The organism is Stenotrophomonas sp. YJH_SMC_64 (assembly GCF_059371375.1).
On sequence record NZ_JCAFUN010000018.1, the window covers coordinates 71,099 to 96,046 of the forward strand.

At 68.5% G+C, this 24,948-nt stretch carries 21 protein-coding genes; 2 read left to right on the plus strand and 19 right to left on the minus strand.

The features are described 5' to 3' along the window. Positions 1–5 precede the first annotated feature (5 nt). From gspE to AC5P9L_RS18585, 12 genes are all read right to left on the minus strand, one after another. A complete protein-coding gene (gene gspE, locus AC5P9L_RS18530) occupies positions 6–1,439 on the minus strand; it encodes a type II secretion system ATPase GspE (RefSeq protein WP_227415369.1) in 1,434 nt (477 codons plus the stop codon). After that, positions 1,436–3,817, minus strand: a complete 2,382-nt coding sequence (gene gspD, locus AC5P9L_RS18535) for a type II secretion system secretin GspD (RefSeq protein WP_279915836.1) — start codon at positions 3,815–3,817, stop codon at positions 1,436–1,438. Before gspD ends, gspE begins: the two co-directional genes overlap by 4 nt. Next, the gene (locus tag AC5P9L_RS18540) at positions 3,814–4,341 is read right to left on the minus strand and encodes a type II secretion system protein M (RefSeq protein WP_005409887.1); all 528 of its coding nucleotides are present in this window, start codon (positions 4,339–4,341) and stop codon (positions 3,814–3,816) included. The genes gspD and AC5P9L_RS18540 overlap by 4 nt, the downstream gene beginning before the upstream one ends. Next, positions 4,338–5,501, minus strand: coding sequence for a type II secretion system protein GspL (gspL, locus tag AC5P9L_RS18545; protein ID WP_227415367.1), 1,164 nt, complete (start codon positions 5,499–5,501; stop codon positions 4,338–4,340). Before gspL ends, AC5P9L_RS18540 begins: the two co-directional genes overlap by 4 nt. Beyond that, positions 5,498–6,403 (minus strand): type II secretion system minor pseudopilin GspK, encoded by a 906-nt coding sequence (gene gspK / locus AC5P9L_RS18550; protein WP_062606530.1) that lies wholly within the window; start codon positions 6,401–6,403, stop codon positions 5,498–5,500. The genes gspL and gspK overlap by 4 nt, the downstream gene beginning before the upstream one ends. 9 nt (positions 6,404–6,412) lie before the next feature. Next, positions 6,413–6,850 (minus strand): type II secretion system major pseudopilin GspG, encoded by a 438-nt coding sequence (gene gspG, locus AC5P9L_RS18555; protein WP_005409890.1) that lies wholly within the window; start codon positions 6,848–6,850, stop codon positions 6,413–6,415. Positions 6,851–6,907: 57 nt separating this feature from the next. Continuing rightward, positions 6,908–7,468, minus strand: coding sequence for a hypothetical protein (locus AC5P9L_RS18560; protein ID WP_227415366.1), 561 nt, complete (start codon positions 7,466–7,468; stop codon positions 6,908–6,910). A gap of 144 nt (positions 7,469–7,612) precedes the next feature. Further along, the gene (locus AC5P9L_RS18565; protein ID WP_005409892.1) at positions 7,613–8,164 is read right to left on the minus strand and encodes a hypothetical protein; all 552 of its coding nucleotides are present in this window, start codon (positions 8,162–8,164) and stop codon (positions 7,613–7,615) included. A gap of 58 nt (positions 8,165–8,222) precedes the next feature. After that, positions 8,223–9,203, minus strand: coding sequence for a FecR family protein (locus AC5P9L_RS18570; protein ID WP_227415365.1), 981 nt, complete (start codon positions 9,201–9,203; stop codon positions 8,223–8,225). 69 nt (positions 9,204–9,272) lie between these two features. Continuing rightward, positions 9,273–9,803, minus strand: coding sequence for an RNA polymerase sigma factor (locus tag AC5P9L_RS18575; RefSeq protein WP_062606577.1), 531 nt, complete (start codon positions 9,801–9,803; stop codon positions 9,273–9,275). 16 nt (positions 9,804–9,819) lie between these two features. After that, on the minus strand, positions 9,820–10,500 hold the full coding sequence (locus tag AC5P9L_RS18580) for a TonB C-terminal domain-containing protein (RefSeq protein ID WP_323162968.1): 681 nt from the start codon (positions 10,498–10,500) through the stop codon (positions 9,820–9,822). Between the two features lie 525 nt (positions 10,501–11,025). Then, positions 11,026–11,490 (minus strand): Lrp/AsnC family transcriptional regulator, encoded by a 465-nt coding sequence (locus AC5P9L_RS18585; protein WP_005413654.1) that lies wholly within the window; start codon positions 11,488–11,490, stop codon positions 11,026–11,028. A gap of 127 nt (positions 11,491–11,617) precedes the next feature. Here AC5P9L_RS18585 and AC5P9L_RS18590 point away from each other — a divergent pair, with 127 nt between their 5' ends. Both AC5P9L_RS18590 and AC5P9L_RS18595 read left to right on the plus strand, forming a co-directional pair. Next, the gene (locus AC5P9L_RS18590; protein WP_005409897.1) at positions 11,618–12,349 is read left to right on the plus strand and encodes an AzlC family ABC transporter permease; all 732 of its coding nucleotides are present in this window, start codon (positions 11,618–11,620) and stop codon (positions 12,347–12,349) included. Then, the gene (locus AC5P9L_RS18595; RefSeq protein ID WP_005409898.1) at positions 12,346–12,660 is read left to right on the plus strand and encodes an AzlD family protein; all 315 of its coding nucleotides are present in this window, start codon (positions 12,346–12,348) and stop codon (positions 12,658–12,660) included. The genes AC5P9L_RS18590 and AC5P9L_RS18595 overlap by 4 nt, the downstream gene beginning before the upstream one ends. A gap of 52 nt (positions 12,661–12,712) precedes the next feature. On the opposite strand, the gene glgX is transcribed toward AC5P9L_RS18595, so the two are convergent. From glgX to glgA, 7 genes are read right to left on the minus strand one after another with little or no spacing between them, the layout of a single operon-like run. Further along, complete coding sequence (glgX, locus tag AC5P9L_RS18600) at positions 12,713–14,833, minus strand: glycogen debranching protein GlgX (RefSeq protein WP_049407224.1); 2,121 nt, start codon at positions 14,831–14,833, stop codon at positions 12,713–12,715. Further along, positions 14,820–14,990 (minus strand): DUF2934 domain-containing protein, encoded by a 171-nt coding sequence (locus AC5P9L_RS18605; RefSeq protein ID WP_005413658.1) that lies wholly within the window; start codon positions 14,988–14,990, stop codon positions 14,820–14,822. Before AC5P9L_RS18605 ends, glgX begins: the two co-directional genes overlap by 14 nt. Beyond that, positions 14,959–17,532, minus strand: a complete 2,574-nt coding sequence (gene treY, locus AC5P9L_RS18610; protein WP_262101583.1) for a malto-oligosyltrehalose synthase — start codon at positions 17,530–17,532, stop codon at positions 14,959–14,961. The genes AC5P9L_RS18605 and treY overlap by 32 nt, the downstream gene beginning before the upstream one ends. Beyond that, complete coding sequence (locus AC5P9L_RS18615; protein WP_262101582.1) at positions 17,529–19,373, minus strand: 4-alpha-glucanotransferase; 1,845 nt, start codon at positions 19,371–19,373, stop codon at positions 17,529–17,531. Before AC5P9L_RS18615 ends, treY begins: the two co-directional genes overlap by 4 nt. Then, entirely contained in the window at positions 19,370–21,088 is a 1,719-nt protein-coding gene (gene treZ / locus AC5P9L_RS18620; RefSeq protein WP_227415361.1) for a malto-oligosyltrehalose trehalohydrolase, read from the minus strand. Before treZ ends, AC5P9L_RS18615 begins: the two co-directional genes overlap by 4 nt. Continuing rightward, positions 21,085–23,322: a 1,4-alpha-glucan branching enzyme gene (locus AC5P9L_RS18625; protein WP_227415360.1), complete on the minus strand. Its 2,238-nt coding sequence runs from the start codon at positions 23,320–23,322 to the stop codon at positions 21,085–21,087. Before AC5P9L_RS18625 ends, treZ begins: the two co-directional genes overlap by 4 nt. Beyond that, on the minus strand, positions 23,319–24,845 hold the full coding sequence (gene glgA / locus AC5P9L_RS18630; RefSeq protein ID WP_227415359.1) for a glycogen synthase GlgA: 1,527 nt from the start codon (positions 24,843–24,845) through the stop codon (positions 23,319–23,321). Before glgA ends, AC5P9L_RS18625 begins: the two co-directional genes overlap by 4 nt. Between the last annotated feature and the right edge of the window lie 103 nt (positions 24,846–24,948).

The following is a 24,948-nucleotide window of genomic DNA, read 5'->3' on the forward strand; positions in this document are numbered from 1 at the left end:
AGGCCTCAATCGTCGCCGGTGACGCGCAGGATCTCTTCCAGCGTGGTTACCCCGCTGTCGACCCAGCGCTGGCCGTCCTGCCGCAGGGTCCGCATGCCGGCCCGCCGGGCCGCCTCGCGTAGCGCAGGCTCGCCCTGCCCTTCATGGATCAGTGCGCGCACGCGGTCGTCGACCACAAACAGTTCATGGATGCCGGTTCGTCCCCGATAGCCGCTGTTGGCGCAGGCTGCGCAGCCCACCGCACGCCACACGGCACGGCCCTCGCCGTCCACCTCGGCACGTCGGCACTGCGTGCACAGCCGCCGCACCAGCCGCTGCGCCAGCACGCCGCGCAACGACGAGGCCAGCAGGAACGGCTCCACGCCCATGTCGGCCAGGCGGGTCACCGCCGAGATCGCATCGTTGGTATGCAGCGAGGCGAGCACGCCATGCCCGGTCAGCGACGACTGCACCGCAATCTGCGCGGTTTCCAGGTCGCGGATCTCGCCGATCATGATGGTGTCCGGGTCCTGGCGCAGAATCGCACGCAGCGCGGTGCCAAAGCTCATGCCGATGCGCGCGTTGACCTGGATCTGGCCGATGCCGGCGAAGTCGTACTCCACCGGGTCTTCCACGGTGAGGATGTTGCTGGTGCTGCTGTCGAGCTGGCCCAGTGCGGCGTACAGCGACGTGGTCTTGCCGCTGCCGGTCGGCCCGGTGACCAGCACGATGCCGTGCGGCTGACGGATCAACCCGGTGAACGTGGCCAGCGTGTCATCGGCCATGCCGAGGCGCTGCAGCTGCAGGCGACCGGCATCCTTTTCCAACAGGCGCAGCACAGCACGCTCGCCATGAGCGGTCGGCACCGTGGAGACACGGATATCCAGCGGCCGCCCGCCCACGCGGATGGCGATGCGCCCGTCCTGCGGCAGGCGCTTCTCGGCAATATCCAGGTGCGCCATGATCTTGATGCGTGATACCAGCGCCGCATGCAGTGCGCGCCGTGGCTTCACCATGTCGCGCAGCGTGCCGTCCACGCGGTAGCGCACCACCGAATGAGTCTCGAACGGCTCGATATGCAGATCGCTGGCGCCATCGCGTGCGGCCTGTGCCAGCAGCGCGTTGATCATGCGGATCACCGGCGCATCGTCCTGAGCATCCAGCAGATCGGTGACCTCCGGCATGTCCTGCATCAGCCGGTCCAGATCGACTTCGCTTTCGGCGGCACCCACCACGGCAGCGGCATCGCCGCCGTCACGGTACTGCTCACCCAACCGCTGTTGCCACGTCGCAGCATCCAGCGCCTGGAACGGCAGCGGGCCATGCCGGCGGCGCAGCTCGGCCACAGCCCACGCTGCGGTGTCGGCGGTGCCCAGCAACACGGGCTCGCCGCCAACTTCGGACAGCATCACGCCATGGCTGCGCACCCAGGCGTACGGCAGCGGCGCGGAAGCGCTCACGGCCCGATCACCAGTTCCGGCGTGTAGCCCAGCCCGCGCAGCTGCTGCAGCGCAGGGTCCAGCGTCGCGGGATCGCGCGGCAATCGCACGCGCAGGCGTTGCCCGCTCTCGCCGGGCGTCGCTTCGGCATAGGCCTGCAGGCCCAGTGCACGCACCTGCGCCACGCCCTGGCTGGCACGCGCCGGGTCCAGCCCCTGCGCGAACTGCACCAGCTGCGCATCGCCGTCACCGGACGGGTACAGCGCCGCCAGGCTGCTGTTCTGCAGCGGCTGGCCCTGGCCATCGCGCGCATTGCCGTGCCCGAGCACAGACAGGTCCTGCGGTGGCAGCTGCGGTGCCGACAGCGCCGGCAAGGCCCAGCTCTGTGCCGGCTGCGCGCCCGCCTGCGCGTTGCGCATGTAGTCGTAGCGGTCGCGGGTCAGGCGCTGGCCGGCGGCCGGGTCACGCACCACGTGCGGGCGCAGGAACACCATCAGGTTGGTCTTGGCGCGCTTGCGCGTGTCGCTGCGGAACAAGGCGCCCAGGACCGGGATCTTTCCCAGCCCCGGCACCGCATCACGGCCATGGCTGACGCTGTCTTCCAGCAGGCCACCCAGCACCATGATCTGGCCATCGTCCAGCAGCACGCTGGTATCCAGGGCGCGCTTGTTGGTGATGATGCCGGCCGTGCTGTTCGCGCTCTGCGCGTCGATGCTGCTGACTTCCTGGTAGATGTCCAGCTTCACCGTGCCGCCCTCGGAGATCTGCGGGCGCACCCGCAGCTTCAGGCCGACGTCCTCGCGCACGATGGTCTGGAACGGGTTGTTGCTGCCGCCGCCGCCGTCGGTCACGTAGCGGCCACTGACGAACGGCACGGTCTGGCCGACCATGATGCTGGCCGCTTCGTTGTCCAGCGTCATCAGGTTCGGCGTGGACAGGATGTTGGCACCGCCCTTGCTCTGCAGCGCGTTGGCCAACGCCTTCATGTTGAGGATCTGGCCGACGCCGGGCAGGTTGATGGTGCCGTCGATCACACCGATCTTCAGGCCATCCTTGGGCAGCACGTCCAGGGTGGTGCGTGCGTTGGTGTTCAACCCGCTGCCACCGGTGGTGCCGCCGAAGTGGGTGCCGCCGAAGGTGCGGCCATTGCCCAGCATCCACTGCACGCCCAGTTCGGCCGCGTCGGTCTGGTTGACCTCCACGATCAGGCTTTCCACCAGCACCTGTGCACGGCGCTGGTCGAGCTGGTCGATCACCCGGCGCAGGTTGCGGTACACCGGCTCGGGGGCGGAGATCAGCAGCGTGTTGGTGGCCACGTCCGCCTGTACCGAGATGCCGTTCTGGCTGAAGCCGGTGCTTCCTGCATCGATCGGGTCACGGCGGCTCGGGTCCAGGCGCTGCGATTCCAGCGCATTGCCTCCGGGCTTGGCCTGCTGCGGCTGCGACGGCTGCGCGGGGGTGGAGCGGCTGGCGTCGCCGGGCAGTGGTGTGATGCCTTCGTTGCTGCCCATCGCCGGTGCATCGCTCTGCCCGGCCACCACGCCACGCAGCACACCCGCGAGCTGGTTGGCCTGGGCATTGCGCAGGTAGACCACATGCAGGTTGCCGGATTCATCCTGGGCACGGTCCAGCTTCTCCACCAGCTGCCTAGCCAGGCGGGTGCGCCCGGGACTGCTCGACCGCAGCAGCACGCTGTTGCTGCGCGGGTCGGCCATCACCACCACCTTCTGGGTGGGCTCGGCGCCCTGCGCATCCAGCAGCGGCGCGACCATCGCCGCGACGTCAACGGCAATGCCCTGCTGCAGCTTCACCACATCGGTGTCCATGCCGGCCGGTGTATCCACGCTGGCGATCACCCGCGCGATGCGCTCCAGGTTGTCGGCATAGTCGGTGATCACCAGCGTGTTGTTGCCCGGATTGGCAGTGATCGGATTGTCCGGGCTGATCATCGGCCGCAGCACCGCCACCAGCGCGGCCGCGTTCTCGTAGCGCAGCGCGAAGGTGCGCGTGGCAACCTCGCCCCCCGCACCGCCGCTGCCAACGCGGCCACCGAGCAGCTTGGCATCGGCCTGCGGCACCACCCGGCTGACGCCGCTGTTCTCGACCACGGCGAAGCCGCGCATGCGCAGTGCGCCCAGCAGCAACTGGTAGGCCTGGGTACGGCTGACCGGGCCATCGGAAACCACTGTCATCTTGCCGGTCACCCGTGGATCGACCAGGAACTGGCGCCCGGTGAAGCGCGCTGCCATGCGCAGTACGCCACCGATATCGGTGTCGACCAGGTTCAACTGCACCGGCTCATCACGGGCGTCCTGCGCCAGTACCAGCGCCGGTGCGTGGGCCATGCACACGATCAGGGCCAGTGCGGTACTGCAGGCAAAGCTACGCATCGCCCTCATGGATGGGCACCCGCGGTGGCCACCATCACGATGTTTCCGGAAATCCGTGCCGCCGGCATGTTCGCATCCCCTGTGCGTGTCAGTTGCAGCTGCTGCAGTTCGATGGCCGGATCGGCCAGCACGGGCAGCAGCCAGTTCCACAGCGCGTCGGCGGGCACTGCCTGCACCTGCAGGTGCCAACGCCCGTCGCGCGCTTCGATATGCAGGCCGGCGGCAAGGCCGGCGGTCTTGATGCCATCGCGCAGCCCGGCCAGTGTCGGGTGCTGGCTCTGCGCCAGCTGCTGGCGCTCACGGGCGCGCAGCAGCGGTGCCAGTGCGCGGGACTGCGCCTGCAGCCGCGGCAGCTCGGCCTGCCAATACGTGCGCTGCTTCAGCAGTGGCTCCAGCCACAACGACCACAGGCCCGCCACCAGCAGCGCCACCACCATCACCCACAGCATCAGCCGGTCGCGCGGTGGCAGGCGTTGCCAGCGGTGCTGCAGGCCCACCAGCCCCTCGCCCAGCCATAGGGTGCGGGTCGTCACTGCCCAGCTCCGCTCACTCGCAGGTGTCCACCGGCTTGGCGCGCCAGCTGCAGGCCCTGTGCCTGAACTGCTTGCTGCCAGTGCTCAAGCCGCTGCGGATCGTCGGCCAATGCCTGGGCATCGGCATCCAGCTCCATGTCCAGCTGCCCGGGTTGGTAATGCAGGCCGCGCACTTGCCCGGCCAGCTCCGGAACAGCCTGCAGCGTGCTGGCAACCTGACGCTGCAGCGCCGGCAACGGCGGCGCCGGCAGCGGCACGGCAAGTGCTCGCCTTGCCTGCAGCACCGGGTCCACCACATCGGTGATCTCCGGGAAGCGCGCGCTGAACTGGCGCGCCATGTCCTGTTGCAGGGCCTCGCCCTCGATCCGCCAACGCGAGACCTGCAGCTGCAGGCCGAGTGCAGCCAGCAGCACTGCTGCCAGTGCCAGGCCGATCGCCAGTCGCGGTGCTTGCCGGCCTGCGCCGGGCAGCGGCAATGACCAGCCTGGCAAGGGTCCAGAGGTCTGCCGTTCATGCGTGACGGCGGTGGCCGGCAGGCTGTCCGGCCACGTCGGCGGCACACTATCGATCCACTGCACGGCCTGCACGCCGGCCTGTTGCAGGCGCACGGCCAGCGCCTGCATCACCGCACAGGCGTCACGTCCGCCATACCATTGAACGAAACCCCGATCGCGCCCGCGGCGTACCAGCAGGTGCTCGCCGCTGACCTGCAGCGTGGCATGGCTTTCCTGCCAGGGCAGCAGCAGTGGCGTCGGATACAGCGCCTGCAGCTGCAGCGCACACGAGGCCAGCATCTGCTGCACCTGCGCGATGGCCTGCTGGCCAAGCCAGGCCACCGGAACCGTGCCGTCTGCCGCCTGCGCGCCGTGGGCCAGCGCCACCTCCTGCAGGTCATCCAGCAGCATCGCCTCCACCTCACCCTGCAGCGCCGACTGCAGGCGGCGCCCGGACAATGGCGGCAGCTGCAGTTCCAGCAGGATCAGGTCGTTCGGATCGAGGCAGGCATGCACCGCGGCCTGCGGATGCCGCAGGCCCAGCGCCGCCAGCGTGTCGCGACCGTGAGCAAGTACATCGCCCTTGTGCAGTTGCGCCCAGTCCACCGCGCTGTCGGCGCGCAGGCGCTCCAGCGCCGGCAGGCGCACCCGAAGCTGCACGTTCATGCGCCGATCCTCGTCCACACCCGTTGCACACGCACCCCATCGTCGCGGTATTCGCGCCACAACAGCGCGCGAAAATCGACCGCACTGCCGTCAGCCTGCACCTGGCCGACGGCCAGGAACCATTCGCTATGGATACCCAGGGGAAGCACGGCCATCTGTTCGTTGCTCAGTTGGAGTCGGTTGGCGATGTCGCCGCGATTGAGCAGCCAATGGCCAGCATCGCGCTCACCGAGCAGCGCCTGCAGCCGTGCCGGCTCGACCACGGGCGTCACCGCCTGCAGAACGCGCAGGTCGCTGGTGTTGGCGTTGACCAGGGTCTGCGCCGGCAACACCACGGTGCGCCGCGCCAGCGCCTGCAACGCCACCGGATCGGCACCAGGTAGCGCTTGTTCGATCAGTGATTCGCGCGGCAGCGGCGCCTGCGCCTGCATGTCGCCATCGCGCAGGCGCGCCTGGATGTGGTCGGCGGCGGATGCGCAGGCGCCCTGGCCCAGCCCCTGCCCGGCACACAACGCGATGAACGCGCGCCGCGCCTCGGGGTCCGGCCTGCCATGCGCAAGAAGGTTGCGCAGGTTGAACATCGACTGCGCATCGACCAGCTGCAGCTGCACCGGCAACGGCGCCTGCAGCTCCAATGGGCGCGCCCAGCGCCCGCTGCGCACCGTGGTCAGCTGTTCCTTTACATCCTCACGCAGCTGTTGCGCCGCACGCTCCAGCGTTGCGTCCACCGCCATGCGTACCTGTGCGCGCAGCTGGTCGCCACGCAGCGCACGCAGCTGGGCCGACTGCCGGGTCAGCAGTGCCGTGGCAATCACCGCCACCAGCGCCACCACCATCAGGGCGACGATCACCGCCATGCCACGTTGGCGGACACTCGAAACAGAACGCATCCGGGCTGACATCGGCCTGCCTCACAGCTGCCAGGAGCCGATGTCCGCGTTCCCGGCGTCGCCACCGGGCTTGCTGTCCGCGCCCAGCGAGAACACATCGATGTCGCCATGGGTTCCGGGAATCTGGTACTGGTACGGATGGCCCCATGGATCATTGGGCAGGCGATCCAGATAGGGCGTGACCGGCATCGCGCCACCACCCTGCGGTGGCTTCACCAGCGCCTGCAGCCCCTGCTCGGCACTGGGATAGCGCCCGTTGTCCAGCTTGAACAGTTTCAACGCCTGCATCAATGCAGCGATGTCCTGGCGCGCGGCCACTACGCGCGCCTGGTCGGGGCGGTCCATCAACCGCGGCACGATCAATGCGGCGAGGATGCCGATGATCACCACCACCACCATGATCTCGATCAGGCTGAAACCCTGCTGCCGAGCCCTGCGACCACGAACCTGCCTTGCCATTGTTCCGCCCTCGTCATCCTGGAAGAGACCGCTGCGCCATGGTCAGCGGTGCATGTGTCAGTACGATAAACATCCGCTGGAAATCCGCTGCGCGTGTCCCTGTGCAGGCGCAATACGTGCAGCCGGGGCACATGCAGACTCGAACAGGTGCTGCGGCACGCTGGCCAGCGCATCGTCGATGCAGCCGCGCAGCAACGGGTGCGCGCAGGCCTGCAGCAGGCGCACGCACTGCATCGGCGACCATGCCGTTCCATGATCGAGGCCGATGAACATCCGATAGGCCTGGTGATAGCGCAGGTCGTCGTACACGCGCTGGGCACTGTTCAGATCGCGCACGACCACCAGCAGAGCCGCGCGCTGCAGCAGCCGCGCATCGCCTGCATCAAGCGGTAGCGGGCTCATCGCCGCCTCGGGCCAGGGCCGCAGCTGCAGGTCGAGGGCTTTTCGCAGCGCCGCCAGTGGGTGCGCACTACCATCCAGTGCCGCCCAGCGCGCCGCATCCGCCCAGGCGTCGCTGGACAGCACCCAGACCCACGAGCGCCCATAGCGCTGCACGTTCAATGGTGCATGCCGTGCCTGCTCCAGTGACTGGCTCAGGTGACGATCCAGCTCCAGCATGCTGATCCTGCGACTGTCTGCCATCGGCGCCGCCCGTGCTCCACGACGCGTGGTGCGTCGTACTCTGGAGAAGACGTCAGCAAGGCAGGTGAAGCGACAGCGCGCATGTAGCTCTGTGCACTGCGTGGCGCTTCATCGACAACGTCATCGCAGCGTCATCTGCCTGCAGGCTTCGCGTTCCAGCCGCGGCGCTTCGCCTCCACAACGCCGTGCCAGTATCGCCACGTCGCTGCGCGCGGCGAATGTTGCCAGCGCATTGGACATGTCCACGTCATCGAACCATGACGCCATCGCAACGCGCAGCGCCGGCAGCTGCCAGCCGTCCATCACACCATGGGTGCCTGCTACGAACCAATGCCAGAGGCGATGGTGAAGCACCTGGTCGTGCAGCTGTGCGAGATCCTCAATGCGATGCACGTCCATCAACAGCAGTGCGCGTGCAACCGCCGCGGGCGGCAACGCACCGGCTTCAGACAGCGGAAGCGACTGCTGCTGCAGGCGCAGCAGCATCGCCAGCGGGTGCGACTGCGGATCAAAGTCCAGCAGCACCGCCTGTTGCTGCCACTGCGCATCGGACACCACGCACACCCAAGGTGAGCCATAGCGATGCACCATCAATGGCCGTCGCTGCGTGGTTTCCAGCAGCGCCGACAGATTGCGACGCAGATCCAGCACACCGATGGTCTCGTTGCGCATCCTTGGCCTCTCCTCGCTTGCAACAGCCCTGCGCGGCGCGCAGGGCCAGCGTCTTCATCTATCCAAGGACGGCAATGCCACCCGGAAAGCGACGCAGATCCAGCGACATCGTCAGTCGCAGCTGCTCCAGTGCCGCGTCTGGATCATCAATACGGAAGCGACCGCTGACCGGCGCGCGCGCCAACGCCGATTCACCCAACAGAACCTTGCCACGACGATAACGGTTGATCTCGTCCACCACCTCGCGCAGCGGTGCGCGGCGGAACACCAGCATGCCTTCGGTCCAGGCGCTCACTTCAGAAGCCACGGCTTCGGCCACCACGCCACTGAGGCGCTCGTCGTACTGGGTCTGCTGACCCGCCTGCATCTGCAGCCGGCCCTGCGGATGCTCGATGCGGGCGCTGCCCTGCAGGCAGGTCACCCGTACCTGGCCGTGGGTGTTGCGCACATCCAGGCGCACTGCGCCTTCATCGGCAATCACGCAACCCGGGCCCGCGAACAACGCCAGGCGCAGGCCGGCCAGGGTCTCGATCGCGGCCTGGCCCTGCACCAGCTCGAAGCCTTCGCCCTGCGCGTCGGCGCGGCGGCGCAGGCTGCTCTGCGTATCCAGTTCGATCTTCAGCTGTGGCAAGGGTGCGATCTGCAGACGTTCACCGGTGCCGGTGTGGAAATCAGCCGTCATCGCCGTCACCGAAGGCCACAGCCCCAGCGGCGGGCGGATTGCCGCCACCACCACCAGGCTGGCCGGGGCGGCAATCGCCGCGCCCAGGAAGGCGCGCCGGCTCCAGCGCTGGGCCGGCGTCGGCGCCACCGGTTGGCGCGCGGCGGCGGGCAGCTGCTCGCCGGCCAGGCGTACCTGCTCCCATTGCCGGCGCGCACGGCCGAACGCCTCACGATGACGCGGATCCGACTCGCACCACGCACGGAACCTGCGCCCGTCGGCGGCGGTTGCCTCGCCCGAGGTCAGCCGCACCACCCACGCGTGCGCCTGACGCTCGACGGCATCCAGCGGGCGTTGCGGGCGATCGTCAGGATCCATGGGGGCTCATGCCGGACCCGCACGCTGCGGGGTTCTGCTCGGCGTCAAAGTGTAGACGGATGCCGCCGTTCAGAACCGCACCTGGCGCCCCTGCCCGCTGCGCTCGGCCAGGTAGTCCTGGGCCGCCTTCAGCTCACGCTGCACCAGCCGCAGCGACACACCGAGGCGATCGGCCACGTCGCGCTGCTGCAGGCCATCGACGCGGATCGCCAGCAGGATGCGGCGACGGCGCTCGGGCATGCGCTGCAGCAGGCCGACCATGTCTTCCAGCGCGAAGTCCAGTTCGGCCGCCTGCGCCGGGCCGGGTGCAGGGTCGGCCATGTCCATCAGCGTATCCACCTCCTCCAGGCTCAGCAGGCGGTGGTCTGCACGCTGGCGGTCGATCACGGTATTCATTGCCATGCGCAGCAGGTAGGCCGCGGGGTTCTGCACGGCATCCAGGCGGTCACGCCGCGCGCTCAGGCGCATCCACGTGTCCTGCAGCGCGTCGCCGGCCAGCTCCTCCGAGCCCAGCTTGCGCACCAGCCGGCGCTTCAGCTCATCGTAGGCACCCAGAAGGTGGTCCATCAGGTCAATTGCCCCAGCCGTACCGTTGCTCATGTTCGAATCCTTGAAGTCATGGAAGGGGCGCGCGCCGGCCACAGTCATGGTCGGTGCCGGAAGGACGGATCTGCAGCGTCACCGGCTGCGGCAGCGCAGCGGCATCGGGCGCCAGCACCAGGCCCTGCAGCGCCTGCAGCAGGCGCGCATCGCGGCGGGCGCTGCCACTGCCTGACAGCAGCTCGGGCTCGCTCACCTGGCCCGCGCCGTCGATGCGGAAGCGCAGCGTCGCGGCATAGCGGCCGGGCGCGATCTCCGGGTCGTCACAGAACGCCGCACGCAGCCGCTGCTGCAGGCCGCCGTAGCGACGCCGACGTTCGGCCTCGGGAAGTTCGGCGCCAACTCCCGATGCGGCGGCCGAGGGCGCACCCCGGCGCAGCACCACGCGCTGCTCGCCGATCACCTCGGCCTCGATACCGGAGTCCTGCAACAGCACCTGCAAGGCAGGCAACGGCGCCAGGCTGCCGCGCAGCGCATGGCTGCTGCGGCCCGCGGCCAGGTCACCCGGGTACATCACTGACCACCCACTGATGACGCTGAAGCGCTCGACCGCCTGTTCCAGCGGCTGCGCAGGGATGTCGTAGGCATGAACAGCGTCCTGCGCGGCAGCGGCAAAGGACAGCAGCAGCCATGTGGCGATGGCCACCTTCCAAGTTCTGACCGCATGGTGTCCATTCAGCCCCCTGACGTAGAACACATGACCCTCGGCAGCGACAGCAGCTGCAGTGGACGCGCGCCACCACCGGAACCCCGGCCCGCGCGCGACCCGCAAGCGGGCTCAAACCGTACCGGCGCCACATGTCATTGCGATGACCGCTGCCTACAGCCGACGCGAAGCCAGTCACCCATCAGGAATCAATGAATTGAACAGACCACCTCATCCACGCCTGGGGTCAGAGCCCGTTGCGCAGCAACGGGATCCGACCCCGTGCCGACCCAGACGTGTCGACCAAGGTCGACACCCACCAGGAGCAGCTCATGCCGTTCCGGCAGATCGTGGAAATCTGTCGAAGGCGGGGTGGGTCCGGTTGCGGGGGCGTGAGCCGCATGGATGCGGCGACCGAGCTTACATGGACGTACTTGCAGCGTCCCCCGCAACCGGACCCACCCCGCCATCCCTCAGCAGGCCCGCTGTTGCTGTTGCTGTTGCTCCAGAGGTTGCCGGCCAGCGGCCGGCACTACCCGCGGGTGCCGGGTGCAACCCGGCCGCAAACCCCATCCCTCAAAGCGGCAGCTGGGTCGTCTGCTTGATCCGCTGCATCGGAATCTCGGTCTTGGTGTTCTGCACCCCGGCAATCCGGTTCAGGTGCTGCATCTGGAACTGCCGGTAGGCATCCAGGTCGGCCACCGCCACCCGCAACAGGAAATCGCAGTCACCGGCCATCAGATGGCATTCAAGCACTTCCGGGAAAGACTTGATGCTGTTGATGAAATGATTGGTGGTGTCCTCGTCCTGCCCGCGCAGCCACACCCGCACGAACACCGTGAAGCCACGGCCCACCTTGGCCTCGTTCAACAAGGCCACATAGCGGTCGATGTAGCCGCCCTCCTCCAGCAGACGCACCCGGCGCAGGCAGGCCGACGGCGACAGCCCGACCAGGCGTGCCAGCTCCAGGTTCTGCAGGCGGCCGTCGCGCTGCAGGGCGTCGAGGATGCGCCGATCGAGGTTGTCCAGCTGGTACTGCATGGAATTTCACCTCTTTCACTTCTGGCCGCATGAAATATCAATCATCCAGAATCAAGTGGTATCAACGCAACCCGATTTCGCGATTGGACCGCTAGCATGGGCCACCCCCACCTTGTTGTGCCGTTCGATGGACGCCCGTACCACCCTCCCCCTGCCTGACACCTGCGATACCGCGCCGCGTGCCGAATTCTTGCGCGGCCTGCGCGCCGCCGTGCCGGTGATGATCGGCTTCATTCCCTTCGCCTTGGTGCTCGGCGCGCAGGCAGCCCAGAAGGGCCTGAGCGCACTGGAAGTACCGCTGATGACCGGCCTCAACTTCGCTGGCGGCTCGGAGTTCGCCGCCGTCGAACTGTGGACCTCGCCACCGCACATTGCACTGATCGTGGCGATCACCGCGCTGGTCAACAGCCGTCACCTGCTGATGGGCGCCAGCCTGGCCCCGCTGCTCCAGCACCTGCCGCGCCGCCGGGTGCTGCCGGCGCTGTTCTTCATGTGCGACGAAAGCTGGGCGATGGGCGTGGCCGATGCGCGCAGACGCGCGCTTGGCTTCAGCCTGGCCTACTACCTGGGCGTATCGGCAGGCCTGTACACGGTCTGGGTGGCCTGCACCACGCTGGGCGCGATCGTTGGCCCGATGCTGGGCGACATCCACGCCTATGGTTTCGACATGGCCTTCCCTGCCGTGTTCCTGGTGCTGCTGCGTGGCATGTGGCAGGGCATGAAGGCCGCGCGACCGTGGCTGGTCAGCCTGGCTGTAGCCGCTGCTACCTACCTGCTGGTGCCAGGTGCGTGGTACGTGGCCAGCGGCGCACTGGCCGGCCTGGCCGCAGCCTGGCTGCTGGCGGAGGACGCAGCATGATCTTCAATGGCCTGATCCACTGGACCTCGGTACTGACCATCGTGCTGATGGCCGCCGCCACCTACCTGACCCGCATCGTCGGCTTCCTCGCGCTGCGCAACCGCACACTGAGCAAACGCGCAGTGACGGTGATGGAAGCCGCGCCGGGCTGCGTGCTGATCTCGGTGATCGCCCCGGACTTCGTCGCCGACAAGCCGGCCGACCTGGCCGCGCTGGCGATCACCCTGCTGGCCGCCACGCGGCTGTCGATGCTGCCGACCGTGCTGATCGGCGTGGTCTCGGCGGGTGTGTTGCGCTATCTGATGGGGTAGCTACCGGTACGCCGGGCAATGCCCGGCGTACCGTAGTGGCGCAGCAGTGCAATCACGCGCTGCTGCTTGCCGCCAGCAGGCACAGGCTGCGCGGCGGCAGCGTCCAGGCGCCTTCCTCATCCGGCTCCAACGGCGTTTCGTCGGTCTGCAGGAGTACGCGCCGGAACGACAGGGCGTCGTCTGACACACAGAACCGCTGCGGCTGCTCCCCGGCGTTCAACAGCAGGGCCAGGCTGACATGCCGCCCGGGCTCGCGCAGGCCACTGTCCGGACTGCGACCGTCCAGCACGATCAGCAGCGCACGCAGCCCTGCGTCATGCCAGTCCGCTTCCTCCATGCCGCGACCATCGGGATGCCGCCAGTCGATATCGCGCAGGCCCAGCGCCTCATCGTACTCGCCGCGCAGGAACCGGTTCCGGCGCAGCAGGCCGTAGCGCCGGCGCAGCGACAGCGCCCGCCGCACGAACGCCACCTGCGCCTGTGCAGCCGGCAATGCTGCGCGCTCCCAGTCGATCCAGCTCAGTGGATTGTCCTGGCAGTAGGCGTTGTTGTTGCCCTGCTGCGAATGGCCGAACTCATCGCCTGCCAGCAGCATCGGCGTCCCCTGCGCCAGCAGCAGCGTGGCCAGCAGGTTGCGCATCTGCCGCGCACGCAACGAAAGGATCGCCGCATCATCGGTGTCTCCCTCCACGCCGTGGTTGCTGGAGAGGTTGTGCGAGTGGCCGTCACGGTTGTCCTCGCCGTTGGCCTCGTTGTGGCGATCGTTGTAGCTGACCAGATCGTGCAGGGTGAATCCATCATGCGCGGTCACCAGATTGATGCTGGCCGACGGTCGCCTGCCGTGGTGTTCGAACAGGTCGGCCGAGCCGGTGAAGCGCGTGGCAAACTCCGCCAGCTGCCCGCCATCGCCACGCCACAGCGCGCGCACCGTGTCGCGGAAGCGGTCGTTCCACTCGGCCCAGCCCGGCGGAAACTGGCCCAGCTGGTAGCCGCCCGGGCCGATGTCCCATGGCTCGGCAATCAGCTTCACCTGGCTGAGGATCGGGTCCTGGCGTACCGCATCGAGGAAGCTGCCCGAGGCGTCAAAGCCATGCCGTTCGCGGCCGAGGATGGTTGCCAGGTCGAAGCGGAACCCATCCACCCGCATCTCGGTCACCCAGTAGCGCAGGGAGTCCATGACCATGCGCAGCGCACCGGCATTGGTCAGGTCGAACGTATTGCCGGTACCCGTATCGTTGATGTAATAGCGGCGATCATCGGCCAAACGGTAGTAGCTGGCGTTGTCGATGCCCTTGAACGACAGCGTAGGGCCCAGCTCGTTGCCTTCGGCCGTGTGGTTGTAGACCACGTCCAGGATGACCTCGATGCCCGCGTTGTGCAGGCGCGCGACCATCTGCTTGAACTCGGCCACGGTGCCCAGCGACAGATAGCGTGCCTGCGGCGCGAAGAAGCCGATGGTGTTGTATCCCCAGTAGTTGCGCAGCCCGCGCTCGAGCAGCTGCTGGTCATCCACGTAGGCATGCACCGGCAGCAGCTCGATGGCGGTCACCCCCAGATGGCTGAGGTGGTCGACCACCGCATCGTGCCGCAACGCGGAGAAGGTACCGCGCTCGGCCTGCGGGACGTCGGGATGCTGCATGGTCAGTCCGCGCACGTGGGCTTCGTAGATCACGGTCCGGTCCCAGGGCGTGGCAGGTGCACGTTCGACGCCCCAGCTGAAGGCCGGATCGATCACGGCACAGCGTGGCATGTAACCGGCGCTGTCGCGGCGGTCGAAACTGAGATCGCCATCGCGGTGACCCAGGGTGTAGCCGAACAGGTGTGGGGCCCACTTCAGTTCGCCGACGATCTGCTTGGCGTAGGGGTCCAGCAGCAGCTTGTTGGGATTGAAGCGATGGCCCTCTTCCGGCGCATACGGGCCGTGCACCCGGTAGCCGTAACGCTGCCCGGGCCGCACGTCCGGCAGGTAGCCGTGCCAGATCTCGTTGGTGTACTCGGGCAGCGCGATACGCTCGACTTCACGGTTGCGCGCGTCGAACAGGCAGAGTTCCACCCGGGTGGCGTGCCGCGAGTACAGCGCGAAGTTCACACCCAATCCGTCCCAGGTCGCCCCCAGCGGGAACGGCCGGCCTTCGCGCACCCGCGAGGTCTGCGTCCACTTACGGCTGGCCATCGGTTCCCTCCTCGTCGCGCGCAGCGGCAATCTCAGCTTCCACCAGGCGCTCGGCCATGTGCCAATGCCGCTGCTGCTGGTCGTCCGGCCGCCCTTCCGCTTCCCATATCTGGTGGGCCAGTGCCTCAATCCGCTGCCGTCGTTCCCTGCTGTCCATTCCTGTCCGTCTCCTCGTTGATCCATACCGCCAACGGGCTGCCAGCGAGAAGCCGTGCCGCGTCCTCGGTTGCCTTGAAATGTTCGATGCGTCCGTCCAGCAGGTTGCGCATGGGACCTGTCGGCAGCCCGTGCAGCATCACGCCAGTGCCGACGTCGTGTGCTGCGTGCAGGCCGGGCCCGGGCACGGCGGTGGGCGAACCACGCCGCACGATCACGAGCAGCACCTGCGCCTGATGCCTGCGCGCGAATGCCAGCCAGTGCGAACGCGCCGGTACGGACAGCGGCTGCAGTTGGCCGTGCAGGAACAGCTGCGGGTGCCTGCGGCGGCACTCCAGCAAGCGCCTGAGCAGAAATGCCTTGATGCCACCGTCCCGCCAGTCCTCCAGCAGGGCGGGCCAACCGCGCGTATCGCGCAGCCACGCCTGCCGCACTGGATAGTCCACGGCACGCCGGTTGTCCGGGTCCACCAGGCTCAGGTCCCAGCCTTCTCCGCCCTGGTAGAGGTCGGGCACGCCGGGCAGGCAGTGCTGCAGGCACAGCTGTGCCAGGCCGTTGCAGGCGCCGGCCGGCGCAATGCGCGCCACGAACGTCGCCAGCGCCTCCCGCACCGGCTGCAATGGCGCTCCATCCAGCAGTGCGTGCAGCCACTGCGCGGCGGCCTCCTCCACCGCCACATTGGGATCGGACCAGCTGCTGACCCGTTTGCCCTCGCGCAACGCCTTGGTCAGCCATTGCACCATCCTCGATGCGAAGTCGGCGCCCGGGTTACCGTGCATCGGCCACGCGGCCACGAGCGCCTGCCACAGCGCATAGGCCTCGGCACCCGGCAACGGCATTGGCGCGCCCGCGCGGGTCGACATCCGGCTCCAGCGCCGCACGGCGTCCCGCCACTCGACCGTGCAGGTGCTGAGAACCGCCAGCCGCGCCCGGCTGTCGGCCCCGCGCTTGTGATCGTGGGTCGCCAGCGCAAGCAATGCCCGCGGATGGCGCTGCAGGCGTCTCACTGCGTGTTCCAGCAGCTCCCGTCCCTCCATGCCCAGCCGCTGCGGATCACTTCCGACTTCGTTGCGCGACAGCAGCCTGAAGTAACGATAGAAGGCTGTGTCCTCCACCGACTTGGCATTCAACGGCGCGGCCAATTGCCCGAATCTCACCCGCAGCGCGCGCTCGACCTCCGCCTCGCCGGGAAGTGCCCGCAGCAGCAGATCCAGTGCCGCGTGTGCCGTACCGTCCAGTGCCTCGCGTGCTGCCACGGCAGCGTCCACCAAGGCCTTCCGTTCACCCGCATCCTGCAGCGAATAGGGGCGGTAGGTACGGTAGTGCCGCAGCAGCGCGGCCAATGCACGGGCAAGCGCCGCGGCTCCGATATCGGCTTCGGCCAGCCGGGGCTGCAGGACCCGCTGCGCGCTGCGCAGCAGTCGCTGGAAGTCGGTGTGAAGCGACGTGCGCAGCAGCATGCCGCGGGCATCCTGCTGCAGGTCGTCAAAGCTGCGCGCGTCGGCACTCGCCGCTTGCCAGGTGCGGGAGAGCGCGGGTGCAGCTGCCGGATCATGCAGCCACGCGCCAACCTGGTCCATGAAGTCATAGCCCGTCGTGCCGTCGCAGGCCCAGCCATCGGGCAGCTGTTCGTCCTCCGCCAGTATCTTCTCCACATGCACGCTCACTGCCTGTGGGTCGCGACCGCCTGCCGCGCAGGCCTCGTCGAGCGACGCACGCAGATGTTGCAGGTAGGCTCCGGGCGACGACAGGCCATCCACATGGTCAATGCGCAGGCCATCCACCCAGCCCTCACGCACCAGCCGCAACGGCAGCACATGCACCGCCGCGAACACATCGTCGCGCTCCACCCGCAGTGCGGCCAGTTCGTTGATGTCGAAGAAGCGCCGGTAGTTCACCTGATCGCCCGCCGTGCGCCACCAGGCCAGCCGGTAGTGCTGCCGCTGCAGCAGCGTGTGCAATCGTTCGACGCTGCGGTTGCAGCGTTCCGCCCATGCCGGCCACTGCGCGGGTACCAGCGGATGGCTGCGCGGAGACAACGGCAATGCCAGCCCGTGATGACGCAGTATCGGCCGCTCATCGTCCACTGCTACGCGCAACACGCCATCGCGCACGGCCTCGTGCAGTGGCCGGTCCAGCACAGGCAGCCAGAGCCGGCCCTCGCAGCCCGGCGCCTCCCAGTCAATGTCGAACCATCCGGCATGGGGACTTCTGCACCCGTGCAGCAGCACATCGTTCCACCAGGGCGTCTGCGGGGATGCCGCAAGATGGTTGGGTACGATGTCCAGGATCAGGCCCATGCCATGCGCGCACGCCGCTGTCGCCAATCGCTGGAAGGCATCTTCGCCGCCCAGTTCCGGATTGATGCGGGCCGGGTCGATGCCATCGTAGCCATGCATGGACCCTGGCATCGCAGCGCTGATCGGCGACAGGTAAAGGTGGCTGACGCCCAGCGCGGCGTAGTACGGCAGCTGCGCCGCAGCGGCATCGAAGTTGAAGCCTGCATGTAGCTGCAGGCGTGCGGTGGCACGCAACCGGGTCATCGTCCCGCCTTGCGTCGGGTGGCGCTGAACCGGGCAATGCGCGCGTCGGCCGCGTCCGGATCCCACGCAAGCGGCAAGCGTCGGCGCCAGTTCGGGTGACCGTTGACGGTACCCGGCAGGTTCACCTGCGCGCGGCTGCCCAGCGCGTCTTCCAGCGGGAGCAGCGCCAGCCGTGAAGGTGCGTGCGCCACCAGTGACAGCGCACGCGCTTCCAGCGTCGCGCCCTCGCCCCGGGCGACTGCGGACAGCGCCTGTACCTCGCTGGCACGCGCGTGCAGCGCCGCGGCAAGCTCGGTCAGCTCACCCAGGCGTGCACGCCAGCGCAGGTCGCGCCCACGCAGCCAGCCGGCCAGCGGCGGCAGATCATGGGTGGAGGGCATGGCCACCGCATCGCGGCGCCACCGTGGCGCCGGCAGGAAGCGCTCACCGTTGCGGGCGAACGGCAGCACCTCCAGCCCCAGCACGCCACGGGCTGCCAGTCGCTGGCGGATACCCGGAGGAACCACCCCAAGGTCCTCACCGATCAGCACGCAGCGATGGCGCCACGATTCCAGCACCAGCAGGTTGATCAGATCATCGAACGGATAGCGCAGGTACACCCCCTGCCCGGCGCCTGCGCCACGAGGCAGCACCCACAGCCGCTGCAGGCCCAGGATGTGGTCGATGCGCAATCCACCGCGACCCGCCATCACGGCGCGCAACACGCGGATGAACGGTTCAAACCCTTCGCGCTGCAACGCAGAGGGTGACCAGCTGGTGATACCCCAGGCCTGGCCCAGCGGATTGAACGCATCCGGCGGCGCGCCCAGCTCGAGGCCCTGCAGCAGGCGGTCGCCGCCGGTCCGGGCCTCGACGCCCTGCGGTGCACAACCCACTGCCAGATCCGCGATGAGTCCGATCGACGCGCCGTCGTTGCGCAGTCCCGCCTGCACCTGCGCCCAGCCTTGCCGCGCCAACCACTGCGCAAACGCATGGTCGTCGGCGCTTCCAGTGAAGCGGTCGGCGGCGTGCTGGCAATACTGCAGCAGGGGTTCGCCCTGCGCATCGCACCACGTCTGCAACTGTTCGTACTGTGCCGGCGCCTGCTGCCGCAGCCATTGGCGCCCTTGGCGCAGCCAGCGCCACTTCACTGCCGCCGAGTGCGGCCAGTCGATGCGGCGTGCTGCGGCAGCCGCTTCAACGGCCATCGCCAGTGCTTCGTCCTCGCGCAACACGCTGCTGGCGGCCTCCGGCAAAACCTGCGGCAGCGACACCTGCAGCGGGTCAAGCCAGCGCCGGTCGCTGGGCGAGTAAGGACTGTAGCCCGGACCCGGTGGCAGGCCGGCGTGCAGCGGACTCAACGCCAGTGCATCGCCGCCGTGACGGTGCAGCAGCGCGCGCCACCGCGCACAGCCGGCGCTGTCACCGATGCCGGCATCATCGGGCGCGCGCAGGCTGTAGACCTGCGCCGACAGACCCCAACCGCGCAGCAGGCCCTGCGGCCACCAGGCACGCTGCGGTGCCACCGCAACCGCCTGTTGCTGCCCGCCCTGGCGCCACTGCCAATAGCCTGGCTGATCCGGAACCCGCCAGCGCCCTTGCGCATCCGCACGTGCAGGCAACGCTGTGCCCTGCTCGTCCACCCAGCACGCCGCGCCCGTTGCCTCAGGCATGGCCAGGAGCTGACCACAGCAGGCGGTGAGCAACGGGTGGACCACCGGCGCACCGTCGCACGCGAACTCCGACAGCACGGCGCGCAGCACGTCGGGCGCAACCTCGCGCTCTGCTCCGGCCACGTCGGTCCAGCGGACCAGCAGGCCCGCACGGCGAGCCGCCTCCCGCACCGCCGCATCCGTATTCATGCGGCGATCCAGCGCGCAAGCGCACCGCCGCCTGCCGGCAGCATCGCGGCCGCATCCGGCCCCACGACGCACTCGCCGGCCGGCATCGCGTGGGCCACCGGCGACGGACCCACGTTGATCGCGATCCACCACTGGCCCGATGGCAACTGCCAGCCCGCCTGCACCGCGCCCTGGCCCAGCACGCGCGCGCCCAGCGACCGCGCCTGCAGCAGGCCAGGCTGCAGATAGCGCCTGCGCAGGCCGAGGAACTCACCCGTGCAGCGCAGCCAGTGCTGCGACCAGGGATCATCGCCGGGCGGCGGCGTGTACGACGCCTGCAGGGTCGCCGCATCGTTCGGGTCCGGAATACGCGCGCGCGCGGCGGCGTCGGCAAAGACACTGAAACCGGAGAACTCACGGCGACGCCCTTCACGCACCGCCTCGTCCAGCGGTGGCGCGTAGTCGGTGAAGAACAGGAAGGGCGATTGCGCCTGCCACGGTTCGCCCATGAACAGCAGCGGGATCATCGGCGTCAGCAGGGTCAGTGCCAGCGCCGCGCGCAGCGGCGCAGGATCGGTCAGCATCGACAGGCGCTCGCCGAAAGCGCGGTTGCCCACCTGGTCATGGTTCTGCGCGAATACCACAAAACGCGCGGGCGACAGGTCGGCGCTGGGTTCGCCGCGGGGATCGCCGCGCAGGTCCGGTTCGCCCTGCCAGGCGAATCCCTCGGCCAGGCAGCGGGCCAGCAGTGCTTCGGCGCGCCCGGCATAGGCCGCGTAATAGCCTTCCTGCTCGCCGGTCAGCATCACGTGCAGCGCGTTGTGGAAGTCGTCGTTCCACTGCCCCTGATAGGCGCCGCGCAGCCACCGCGCCTGGTTGCGTTCGTTCTCCAGCACCAGGTGCGCCTGCGGCACCGCCGAGCGCACCTCATCGGCCAGCTGCTGCAGGAACCGGTCATCATCAATGGCGTGCACCGCGTCCAGGCGCAATCCGTCGAAGCCATAGTCGCGCAGCCACATCAGCGCGTTGTCGATGAAGAACCGCCGCACCCAGGGCTGGCGGAAGTCGATGGCCCCGCCCCACGGCGTGCTGCGATCGTCACGGAAGAACCCCCGTGCATAGTCGCGCAGACGGTTCCCCTGCGGCCCGAAGTGGTTGTAGACCACATCCAGCAGCACCGAGAGCCCTGCATCGTGCGCCGCGTCGACAAAGGCCTTCAGCGCGGACGGACCGCCATAGGCCAGCGCGGGTGCATACGGGAACACGCCGTCGTAGCCCCAGTTGCGGCCACCGGGAAACTGCGCGACCGGCATCAGTTCAATGGCGGTGATGCCCAGGGCCGCCAGCATCGGCAGCTGCGCGGTCAACGCCGCGAACCCGCCGCCGGCCTCGATGTGCACTTCATAGATCACCAGGTCCTGCCAGGCATGCCCCTGCCACGTGGGATGTGCTCCATCCGTGCCAAGCACCACCGCGCTGTCACCATCGACGCCGTCCGGTTGCCAGCGCGAGGCGGGGTCGGGCACGTCCTGGCCGGACGGCAGGCGGAACCGGTAGCGGTCACCATGCGACGCCTGTGTCCGCAGCCAGTGGCAGCCGTCCGGGTCGCGGTGCATCGGCCGCAGCACGCCCTGCAGGCACAGCGCCACGGTGCCTGCGTCCGGTGCCCACACGCGGAACTCGACACCTTCACCGGCCACCGGCCATGCGCCCAGGCGCGGCGCCACTGCGGTCATGCATCAACCTGCAGATACAGCGTGGACAGCGGCGGCAGGGTCAGCCGCAGCGACTGCGCGTGACCATGCATCGGCCGCGGCTCGGTATGCACTGCGCCGAGGTTTCCCGCGTTGCCGCCACCGTAGTAACCGCTGTCGGTGTTGAGCCGTTCGGTCCAACACCCCGGTTGCGGCACGCCGACCCGGTAGCCGTCGCGACGTACCGGAGTGAAGTTGCTCACTACCAGAAGGGTGCGGCCGCTACCGGCCGGATCCCGGCGGATGAAGGCGTAGACGCTGTTGCGGCTGTCGTCGGCCACGCTCCAGTCGAAACCGCGTTCGTCGCGTTCGTCGCGGTGCAACGCAGGTTCGGCGCGGAGCACGGCATTGAGGTCGCCCACCAGGCGCGACAGGCCCTGGCCCTCGTTGCTGGCCGCCTGTACCCAGTCCAGTGCCGCATCGTGCGACCACTCCTGTCCCTGGCCGAACTCGCCGCCCATGAACAGCAGTTTGCTGCCCGGGTGCGCCCACATGAAACCGTAGTACGCGCGGAGCTGGGCCAGCCGCTGCGCCGGCTCGCCCGCCATCTTGGCCAGCAGCGCTCCCTTGCCGTGCACCACCTCGTCATGCGAAAGCGGAAGCACGAACCGTTCGGAGAAGGCGTAGACCAGGCCGAAGCTGATCTCGCTATGGTGATGCTGGCGATGAACCGGATCGCGCCCGAGGTACTGCAGGGTGTCGTGCATCCAGCCCATGTTCCATTTGTGGGTGAAACCAAGCCCGCCCTGCTCCACCGGCGCGGTCACCCCTGGCCATGCGGTGGATTCCTCGGCGATCACCAGCACGTCCGGGAAGCGCTCCCTCAGCGTCTGGTTCATCCGCCGTAGAAAAGCGACCGCCTGCAGGTTCTCGCGTCCGCCCTGCTCGTTGGGTATCCACTCCCCCTCGGCACGGCTGTAGTCCCGGTACAGCATCGACGCCACGGCGTCCACGCGCAGGCCGTCGATATGGAAGCGCTCCACCCACTCCAGCGCACTGCCGATCAGGTAGGCAGCCACTTCGTTGCGGCCATAGTTGTAGATCAGCGTGTCCCAGTCGGCGTGCACCCCTTCACGCGGGTCGGCATGCTCGTACAGCGCGGTGCCATCGAACCCGGCCAGGCCATGCGCATCGTTCGGGAAGTGCGCGCTCACCCAGTCCACGATCACCCCTACGCCGGCCTGATGGCAGCGGTCCACGAAGCGTGCGAAGGCCTGTGGCGTGCCATGGCGCGCCGTTGGCGCGTAGATCCCCAGTGGCTGATAGCCCCAGGAACCGCCAAAGGGATGCTCGCTGACCGGCAGCAGCTCGATGTGGGTGAAACCAAGCCCTGCCACGTACGGAATCAACCGGTCGGCCAAGGCATCCCAGTCCAGTGGTGCACCATCGTCGCTGCGCTGCCAGGAGCCCGCATGCACTTCGTAGATGGACAGCGGCGTGCAGGTTCCGGCCTGCCGCCGCGCCGCCAACCATGCGTCATCGTGCCACTGCATCGGCGCGGCCGAAGGCACCCGCGAGGCGGTGGCCGGTGGCAGCTCGGCCCAGCGCGCCATCGGATCGAACTTGTCGGGCATCACCCGGCCGTCGGCGCCGACGATGCGGAATTTGTAGCGGGCACCGGCCTGCACGCCAGGCAGGAACAGCTCCCACACGCCAGCGGTGTGGCGCAGCCGCATCGGGTGGCGCCGGCCATCCCACCCGTTGAAATCGCCGACCACGGCAACCCTTCGTGCGTTGGGGGCCCACACCGCGAAGCGCACGCCGTCGATACCCTGTACCTGCATCGCTACTGCGCCCAACTGGCGCGCTGCATCAGCGTCACCGGCATGGAAATGCTGCAGCAGCGCCTCATCCAGCAGCGGACCGAAGGAATAGGCATCGTGCACCTGCTCCACACCCTGCTCGAAATGCAGGGCGAGCAACGGCACGGGCGCTTCACCTGCTGCACCTTCGAACAGGCCAGGCAAGGGGCCCGGTTGCAGATCCCAGCGCCGCTCCGGGCCCGCAATCACCTCCACCCGACGCGCGTGGGGCACCAGAACGCGCAGCTGGCGCTGGCCATCGGGCTGTTGGTGCGGCCCGAGCCAGGCAAACGCATCGGCCGGCCGTGCATGAACCAGGTCGTCCAGGGCCGGAGCCACCACGCCCTCCTCCCGTCCGGCAGTCGCCATGGGCTCTTCCTCGAGGGCGACCGGCTGCAGGCTGTCGTGACTCATGCGGCCACCTGGCAGGTCTGCTGGTACAGGGCCAGATATGCGCGCCCCGCCGCATCCCAACCGCCCGGCCGCAGCATGGCCGCGCGGCGCATGGCCTGCAGCAGGCCGGGCAGGCGGAAGGTGCGCATCGCCCGTTCCACGCAGCGGCGCAGGCCATCGGCATTGGCGCCGTGGAACAGGAATCCGGTCACGCCATCCTCGACGGTATCGACCAGCCCGCCGGTCGCGTGCGCGATGGGCAGGCAGCCGAAGCGCTGCGCGTACATCTGGCTCAACCCACAGGGTTCGAAACGCGAAGGCATCAGCAGGAAATCGGCGCCAGCAAACATCTGGCGGGCCAGCGCCTCTTCGAAGCCGATGAATGCGCCCACCCGTCCGGGGTAGCGCCGGGCCAGCGCCTGCACCTGCGCTTCCACCTGCGGCTCGCCGCCACCGATGATGACCAGCTGGCCGCCGGCCGCCACGATCTGCGGCGCCACGTCGCATGTGATGTCCAGACCTTTCTGGTGCACCAGGCGGGAGACCACCGCGAACAGCGGGCCGGCCGAGGGCGCCAGGCCGAATGCACTGCGCACCGCGTGCGCATTGGTGGCGCGCCCGGTCCATTCGCCGATGCCGAAATGGGCCTTGAGGTGGATGTCGCGGCGTGGATCCCAGCTGGCGTCGATGCCGTTGACGATGCCACTCAGGTGTCCGCCGGCCGCCCGGCGCGCCAACAGGTCATGCAGCCCGCAGCCGTCATCCGGTGCGGTGATCTGTTGCGCGTAGCGCAGGCTGACCGTGTTCAGGCGCGTGGCATTGGTGATCCCGCCCTGCAGGAACGACATCTGCCCATGGAAGTGCAGTTCATCCAGGTGTTCGACCGGTACGCCCAGCACAGGTGCAAGCGCATACGGAAACACCCCCTGGTAAGCCAGGTTGTGGATGGTCAGCAGGGTCGGCACGGTGGTCCGGTCCCAACGCACGTAGGCTGCCGCCATGGCCACAGGCCAATCATTCAGGTGCAGCAGCTGCGGCGACCAGTCCAGCCCGGCACGCCCGGCCGCAATCTCCGCCGCCGCGTGTGAGAGCGTGGCGAAGCGAACCGCGTTGTCCTTCCACTCCTGGCCCTGCCCATCGACGTATGGCGAACCTTCGCGCTCGTACAGCTCTGGCGAGAGCAGCACGTAGATCGGAAGGCCGTCTGCCTGCACTGCCATGCCGATCCCGCACGCAGGCAGGCCCGCCCTCGCGCTGACCTGTCCCACCCGCTGCAGCTGTGGCAGGCGCTGCAGTACCTCCGGGTAGCCGGGCAGCAGCACGCGCGAATCACAGGCGCCGCGTACCGCACGCGGCAGGGCTGCGGCCACGTCGCCCAGGCCCCCGGCCTTGATGAAGTCGGCCATCTCGGTCGCGACGAACAACACACGCTGTACCAGCTCCGGCAGCTGCAGTGGCTGCGAGTGGCCACGCCGGGTGCCGATCGGCACGAGCGAACCGGGAGAGGTCGCAACAGATGAAGCGGACTGGACAGCGCGGGCCATGGGAGGGTCTCTCGGGTATTTCAGGCAGACGGACGCCAGCGGCGCCCGGATGGGCGCTGATGGTGGGAAGGAAGTCGACGCAGGACGTGGGGGACGTCAGCGA